Here is a 7,202-nt window from a genome sequence, read left to right on the forward strand (position 1 = left end):
TGTCTATTTTCAGTATTGGCGTTTTTTAAGTCTTAAACACTGCAATTTAGCTGCTTTTAAATGCAACTAACCTTAGCTTTTATATTTAAGAAATTTACTAAGCAGAAAAAAAGGCAAAAGAAACCCTGTGTTAGCTAGTTGTCACTCTCTAATCCTGCAAATTGGCGTACTATACTGTATTAAACGACTTATAAGCGCGTTTCAGCTTATATAGGTAAAAACCCAGAAATGTTGTGAAGACATAAGGTGCACATAGTGCAAAAAATTAAAAATAAGACGCCAACTACGTTGTTTTCTTGCTGTTTAATCTGCACAGATGAAGATAACTGAATACCTTCAGTACCATGATAAGGGGGCTGGCGGAGTTTGTCAAGGAATTTTTATACAAGAGATCTATTGAAATGCCCCTGTAAAATTATACTATTAATTAGTGCACTGTAAATTTAAAATTATAGATATGTTAAGCAGATTGGTAATTTTGCTATTAGTTTTTATACTTCCTTTTTCTTCATACTCATACCAGTTTAGAACCAAAGCAAAGCAAGCAGTAGTCTTAGATTTAGCTTCAGACTCGTTCATTTTTGACCATAATTCCGATGAAAAAATGGCCCCATCTTCAATGAGCAAGTTAATGACTTTATATATAGCCTTCGATTATCTAAAAGCTGGAATAATAAATATGGAGGATAAATTTCGAGTAAGCAGAAAAGCGTGGGAAAGAAAAGGCTCTTCTATGTTTTTGAAAGAAGGTCAATCCGTTACGGTGAGGGAATTACTCGAAGGAATTACAATAGTCTCAGGTAATGATGCCTGCATAACACTAGCCGAGGGTATTGCAGGATCAGAAGAGAATTTTGTGGCTGAAATGAATGAGGTTGCACAAAATTTGAACCTGAATGACAGTCATTTTGTCAACTCAAGCGGGTGGCCAGATGGAGATCATTTTATGAGCGCAAAAGACTTGGTAATGCTGGCAAAAAGGATTTTCACTGATTTTCCTGAATATTACGATTTATTTTCTGAACAATATCTGACATATAACGAAATTGCACAAAAGAATAAAAATCTTCTACTTTTTCACGACATTGGGGTTGACGGCTTAAAGACCGGTTATACAGATGCTGGTGGTTATGGCATTGTAGCATCTGCAAAACGAAACGATAGGAGAATTTTTGCTGTTGTAAATGGTTTAAACACTGAGAAAGAGCGAATAGAAGAAGCAAAAAGGCTGATACAATACTCCTTAAATCATTTTAATACTAAGAAAATATTTGCTAAAGACAGTGTAGTTGAGGAAGTAAATGTTCTCTATGGAAAAGATAAAAAAGTGCCTATTACAGTTGCAAACGATGTTACCATAACTTACAACCGCAAATTGCATGACCAAATTAAGGTGCGTATTGAATATAAAGATATGATACCTGCACCCATTAAAAAAGGTCAAGAAGTGGGCAAAGTTTTTGTAGAAATACCAGGTATTGAGCAACAAACTACACCTCTTTATGCAGCAAATGACGTACAGGAATTGAATTTTGTAGAAAAGTTTTTTAGAATGTTATTTTAAGTTTAATATATTGGCTTTCAAAGCAATTTCGAAAGAGAGATCTATTGCACTTTAGTGTAGTTTTAACTAACAATTTCTGTTACAATACAAGATTGAAATGTTACGAAAATGTGCTGGTTATATTTATTGCTGTCCAGTATCCTAGAGATACTGTGGGCTGTAACATTAAAGTTTAGTAACAGTTTTACTAAGGTTGTGCCTTCGATTGCAACATTGGTAATTATGAGCTTCGATACTTGGAGTTTACCTATTTAATGAACCAGTTAATTTATTCGAAGTAATATGCTTTATTTTAGTTACATTCGGGATTATAGGATTAAAATTGTTTGATACTGCAAAACAAACTGTTGATAAAATGGAATAAGAGATCCCACTGGGATGACAGAAGCAGATACTCCACATTGTCATGCAAATTGGAATCCAGACTTTTTTCTATACAGTATGGTGGAGACGAGAAACCGTAACCGTTACACTTAATTCTGCAATTCTTCAATTTCACTAATGGACAGGCCAGTACACTTGACAATAGTGTTAATATCAATATTATTGGCTAGCATTGTTTTTGCAACTTCAATTTTTCCTTCAATTTTTCCTTCTTCTCTACCTTCTTTCCTACCTTTCTCTTCACCAATTTTGATGCCTTCGATTTTTCCTTGTTGAATAGAAGAAAGATAATCATCAATATGTTTCTTAGTTTGATCATAAGCAAAACGTTCTTCTTTACTCCAGTTATATTGATTTAACACATCATAAGCTCTACCAATAATAACATCACTACCTATTATTTTCTGTAGATCTTCTTCGCTAGTTTCATCGGCGTACTTAAAAAAATAAATCCATTTTTCAACAATATTTGAAAGCTGATCTTCTTTTGTCTTATTAAACTTTGGTAGCTCGATGAAAGTGAAACTAAAATCTTTGAGATCATGTTCATAGGTAATTTTATCAAAAGTAACGTGATCAGATTTGTAAGCCAGCTTGTTAGGAAATAAGATAAAATCGGCGATAGCAATAAAAATAACTCCTTTAAGATCTTGATATTGATCACCTTTGTGAGCTTGACTTGAATAAGCTTTGGCAGCATAGTATTGAGCGCGTTTCTCAAAGCCTGTAGTTTTAACAACTTGCATTTCAATAATTAGCTGGGTTCCAGCAGAATCAGTACAGAGAACATCAACAATGCTCTGCTTTTGAGAAGCAATATCAGGATCCTGAATGGGACTTAAAAAAGAAACATCTTCTATTTGATCAACACCAGTAAGACCTAGCATATCATTAAGAAAGTGAATAAGAATGTCCTTATTATTTACAGAGCCAAAAATACGCCGAAAGGCAAAGTCGTTCTTAGGATCAAGAAACTTAGAAATAGCCATAGCTAAAATGCTTAGAAAAGATTAATAATTATACACTATTATTAACAACTATTCAATCATATTTTAAGCTTAACTTGATACTATGGCTCAACAAATTGTGTCAAGTCGCCGCCTTGCTCCTCCTTGCCCCTCCTTGCCCTTACTATTACCCACAAATATAAATTGTTCTATGATGGATTTCCACTTGGTTATGTATGGATGGTAAGCCAAAAAATCCAAGTTCTATGCAACTACTAGTATACTCTATATTTAAGCAGGTGAGACTCGCATCAAAACCAGTTTCGCTCAACTGAGTATATTCATCTGAATATTGTGGTAATTTCTCTTTTATCTTCTCAATTACGTTATCTTTACTTAAATTTTGTCAGCATTAACTGCACTTAATATTCTTTTCCACTGATCATATTTCATCGCCATAACTTTACCTCTGACTTTTATAATATTTTATTATCATATATTATGGCAAGAAAGTCAACCCTAATTTTGCTTAGTAAGCACACTAACTATGAAACAATCTATATTACCATCGAAAACAGAATTTATATTGCCCACTTCATGTCCAGTTCTTAAATCCTTCACCATTTGATACGGATGCATAACGTACGATCTGATCTGATTGCCCCAACCTATATCGCATTTTTTACCATATTCTTCAGCCATCTTTTGTTCTTTCTTTTCCAGTTCAATTTGGTATAAACGGCCTTTAAGTAATTTTAATGCCTCATCTTTATTTCTGTGTTGAGAACGACCATTTTGGCATTGAACTACAACACCAGTTGGAATATGCGTAATGCGTACCGCACTTTCAGTCTTATTCACGTGCTGACCGCCTGCTCCGGAAGCACGGTAGGTGTCAATCTTTAGATCCTTTTCATCCACAGCAATATCAATTAAATCTTCTATCACTGGAGTTACTCCTACACTTGCAAAACTGGTATGACGTTTACCATTTGCATCAAACGGTGATATTCTAACCAGCCTGTGAATTCCACTTTCACTTTTTGCCCACCCATAAGCTTTTTCTCCAACGATTTTTATCATTGCAGACTTTATACCAACCGACTCTCCTTCTAATTTTTCTACAACTTCAACTTTAAAGTTGTGATAAATTTCTGCCCACCTTATATACATGCGCATCAGCATTTCAGCCCAATCATTGCTCTCTGTTCCACCAGCTCCTGAGTGGATTTCTAAAAAGCAGTTATTGTTATCTGCTTCACCAGTAAATAAGGATTCTATCTCTTTAAGTTTGATTAATTTCTCTAACTTAGCTAATTCACTTTCAACTTCAGAGAAAAATTCTTCATCATTCTCATCAATAGCAGACTTCATTAAGCTAATGGCATCGTTGTAATCGCTTTCCAGCTTTAAAAACGACTCTATGTCATTCTTAATTTTAGAACGTTCTTTTAAAATTTCTTGTGCTTTTTGCTTATCTTGCCACAGATCATCATTCGACGCTTGGGAGTCCAGTTCTTCAAGACGCAACTTTGATTTTTCTATGTCAAAGACACCTCCTGATAAGAGAAATACTTTTATTTAAGCCTTGAAAGTATTCAAGAATTTCTAAATAAGTTTTCATTATACTTTAGATTTTAATATATTTACTATTACTAACAATAACAGCAAACAAAATAGAAATTTAACCATATGATAGTTAATTCAAAATAATTTCATTATACTTTAATGTTTAAGGAAATCAAGTGTGTATATTTATTAAAAAATAAGGTAAAATAATGAATATTAAAGTAAGTTCTCATTATGGTTTAGACAAAAAGGCTATTGATGACTTAATAGAGTCACTTGATAACGATGAGCTAGAAAATGTTCGTAATATTGTAAAAACGATAGATAGCGTTCAGTTAGCTTATTTTTTATCTACTTCGATCAGTGATCACAGGGAGAAATTAGTTAATATCCTCGATCAACATTTGTTAAGTGATGCCCTAGTGCATGTAGTGCCAGATTTACAAGTGGAGATCATAGAAACATTGGGAATAGAAAATACAGCAAAGTTACTAATGCTCCTTGATGTAGAAGATGTAGTAACTATAGTGAAAGATTTGGATAGAAAATCTGTAGAAAATATACTTTACTATTTGCCCGGCAAGACTCAGAAATCAGTAGAGGAGTTGCTATCATACCCAGAAGAAAGTGCAGGAAGGTTAATACATAAAGATATGGTTATAGCTCCATATTATTGGACAATAAATCAGCTGACAGAATTTGTGTGCAGCTATAAAAAAATACCAGAAAGATTTCACCAGATATTCATTATCAACTCAAAATTAGAGCCTATAGGCAGTGTTAATTTAAGTAAGGTAATATCTCACTCAGGAGACACAATAATAAAAGAGATAATGGATCATGACATAAAAATCATTAAAACTGGAGTAGACCAAGAGGAAGTAGCAAGAATATTTAAAGATTACTCTCTATTATCGGCTCCGGTAGTAAATAAGAATGGTAAAATTATAGGTGTGATCTTAATTGAAGATGTGATAAAAGTTGTTCAACAAGAAACAGAAGAGGATGTACTCAAAATAAGCGGTGTATCTTCTAAAGCCGATATAAATGCCCCTATACATAAAACTATAATTAAAAGGCTACCTTGGTTACTGTTTAACCTCTTAGCTGCAACAATGTGTTCCATAGTAGTTGGCTTTTTCGATGATGTAATAAAAAGTTTTATAGTACTGCCAATAATCATGCCGATAATTGCATCAATGAGCGGAAATGCAGGATCCCAAACAGTAACGCTAACCATCCGGGCAATCGCAACAAAATATCTAACTGAGCAAAATGCAAAAAGAGTACTGATGAAAGAATTTTTAATAGGTCTGATAAACGGGGTGATCTTATCTACTATTTCATTAATAGTATTAGCAATAAGATTTCACAGCTTCAAAGTGGAGATGATTTTTGTGGTTTCCATGATTATGATGTCAATTATTGCAACGTTTATCGGAACTTTCATTCCTATAATGCTTCACCGTTTAAAGTCTGACCCTGCCGTTTCTTCTTCAATCTTAACATCGGCAACAACTGATATTCTCTCAGCTCTTATATTTCTTGGTTTAGCTACGATCTTTTTATTAAATAGCTAATACTATCTATAGCTATACCGCCGCGAACCGTCATACCGCGATTCATTCCACAACTTTACGAACATTATGATTTGAGAGCAATTTCCACTAGGAAGGTGTCATTCCAGTGCCTCTATGATGTCATCCCAGTGCTTGACACTGGAATCCAGCTTTTTCATAATCATCAAAATATTGTATTTTTACATAAAATGGCTACTTTTATGCTTACCAACTTAATAAAATTCCTGGATCCCAGTGTCAAGCACTGGGATGACACCCTCCTGATGGGCCAAAATCACAATGTTCGTACAGTTGTGGATTCATTTGCGGTATCTCTTAGCATAGATCCCGCTAACAAGTAGCGGGATGACGAGAAAGGGGCTACTTGGATGACATTCTTCCTGGTGTGCCCAAATCACAATGTTCGTACAGTCGTAGATTTATTCGCGGCATAGATTCCGCTAACAAGTAGCGGAATGACGGTTTTTCAAATTGTCGTAAGTCAGTTTAGCTATAATATCGAGTTTCACCAACTATTTCTTTCTATTAAATAAGAATAAATTACCTATACAAAAATAGATTGGCAATATTTCAAGTCTACCAAGCAGCATCAAAAACGACAAAAATAATTTTACTTCATTACTGAAAGAAGAATAGTTACCTGAAGGGCCTATTAAATTACTAAATCCCGGGCCAGAATTTGTAAGCGTTGCAGAGACTGAGCTGATGCTAGTTATAAAGTCTGCATTGCTTAAGTAAGACATCACTATTGATGAAATGGTAAACGTTAACATGAAAATTGTAAAAAATATAAAGACAGAGTGAACTTCATCATTCTCCAGGGTTTTTCCGTTGAATTTTACCATATTACCTGCACCTGGGTTTAATAAAAGGCGAAAGTGATTTCCTATAGACTTTAGAAAAATGATCAAACGAAAGATTTTGATGCCACCACTTGAAGAACCACTACATCCACCAACAAAGGTTAGAAAAAAAGCTAAGACTGAAATGAAGCTCCAATCTATATGATCACAGATTGCATAACCAGTTGACGTAATCAAGGAGGTGATGGTAAATATGCTGCATCTAAATGATAATGACACTTCTAAGAAACTTCCTTAACTAGCTCCTCTTGTTGCACTAAAGTATAGCCAAATTCTCGTGCCTTTTTGATCAAAT

General features: G+C 34.2%; 6 protein-coding genes. 3 read left to right on the plus strand and 3 right to left on the minus strand.

Annotation, left to right across the window (positions count from 1 at the left end; translation table 11 throughout):
- The first annotated feature begins 457 nt into the window (after positions 1–457).
- Both OZD67_RS00705 and OZD67_RS00710 read left to right on the plus strand, forming a co-directional pair.
- Complete coding sequence (locus OZD67_RS00705) at positions 458–1,564, plus strand: D-alanyl-D-alanine carboxypeptidase family protein (protein ID WP_182182979.1); 1,107 nt, start codon at positions 458–460, stop codon at positions 1,562–1,564.
- Positions 1,565–1,672: 108 nt separating this feature from the next.
- Positions 1,673–1,819 (plus strand): SMR family transporter, encoded by a 147-nt coding sequence (locus OZD67_RS00710; RefSeq protein ID WP_259346611.1) that lies wholly within the window; start codon positions 1,673–1,675, stop codon positions 1,817–1,819.
- Between the two features lie 218 nt (positions 1,820–2,037).
- Here OZD67_RS00710 and OZD67_RS00715 read toward each other — a convergent pair whose 3' ends face one another.
- Positions 2,038–2,937, minus strand: a complete 900-nt coding sequence (locus tag OZD67_RS00715; protein ID WP_182182977.1) for an Rpn family recombination-promoting nuclease/putative transposase — start codon at positions 2,935–2,937, stop codon at positions 2,038–2,040.
- A 477-nt stretch (positions 2,938–3,414) separates the two neighbouring features.
- Positions 3,415–4,519, minus strand: a protein-coding gene (prfB, locus tag OZD67_RS00720) for a peptide chain release factor 2 (RefSeq protein WP_182182975.1) whose coding sequence is annotated in 2 segments (ribosomal slippage) — positions 3,415–4,443 and positions 4,445–4,519 — 1,104 coding nt in all. Because the reading frame shifts where the segments join, the coding sequence is not laid out codon by codon here.
- Positions 4,520–4,673: 154 nt separating this feature from the next.
- On the opposite strand from prfB, the gene mgtE reads away from it, so the two are divergent.
- Complete coding sequence (mgtE, locus tag OZD67_RS00725; protein WP_182182973.1) at positions 4,674–6,044, plus strand: magnesium transporter; 1,371 nt, start codon at positions 4,674–4,676, stop codon at positions 6,042–6,044.
- A 512-nt stretch (positions 6,045–6,556) separates the two neighbouring features.
- Here mgtE and OZD67_RS00730 read toward each other — a convergent pair.
- A complete protein-coding gene (locus tag OZD67_RS00730) occupies positions 6,557–7,126 on the minus strand; it encodes a potassium transporter TrkG (protein ID WP_259346610.1) in 570 nt (189 codons plus the stop codon).
- Positions 7,127–7,202: the final 76 nt, after the last annotated feature.

Source organism: Wolbachia endosymbiont of Drosophila nikananu, from assembly GCF_028981865.1.
Lineage (GTDB): Bacteria > Pseudomonadota > Alphaproteobacteria > Rickettsiales > Anaplasmataceae > Wolbachia > Wolbachia pipientis_B.

What these genes read in the sequence shown, in the direction of transcription:
- OZD67_RS00705 (WP_182182979.1), top strand. Translation starts at nt 458, where the DNA reads ATGTTAAGCAGATTGGTAATTTTGCTATTAGTTTTTATACTTCCTTTT.
- OZD67_RS00715 (WP_182182977.1), bottom strand. Translation starts at nt 2,937, where the DNA reads ATGGCTATTTCTAAGTTTCTTGATCCTAAGAACGACTTTGCCTTTCGG.
- mgtE (WP_182182973.1), top strand. Translation starts at nt 4,674, where the DNA reads ATGAATATTAAAGTAAGTTCTCATTATGGTTTAGACAAAAAGGCTATT.
- OZD67_RS00710 (WP_259346611.1), top strand. Translation starts at nt 1,673, where the DNA reads ATGTGCTGGTTATATTTATTGCTGTCCAGTATCCTAGAGATACTGTGG.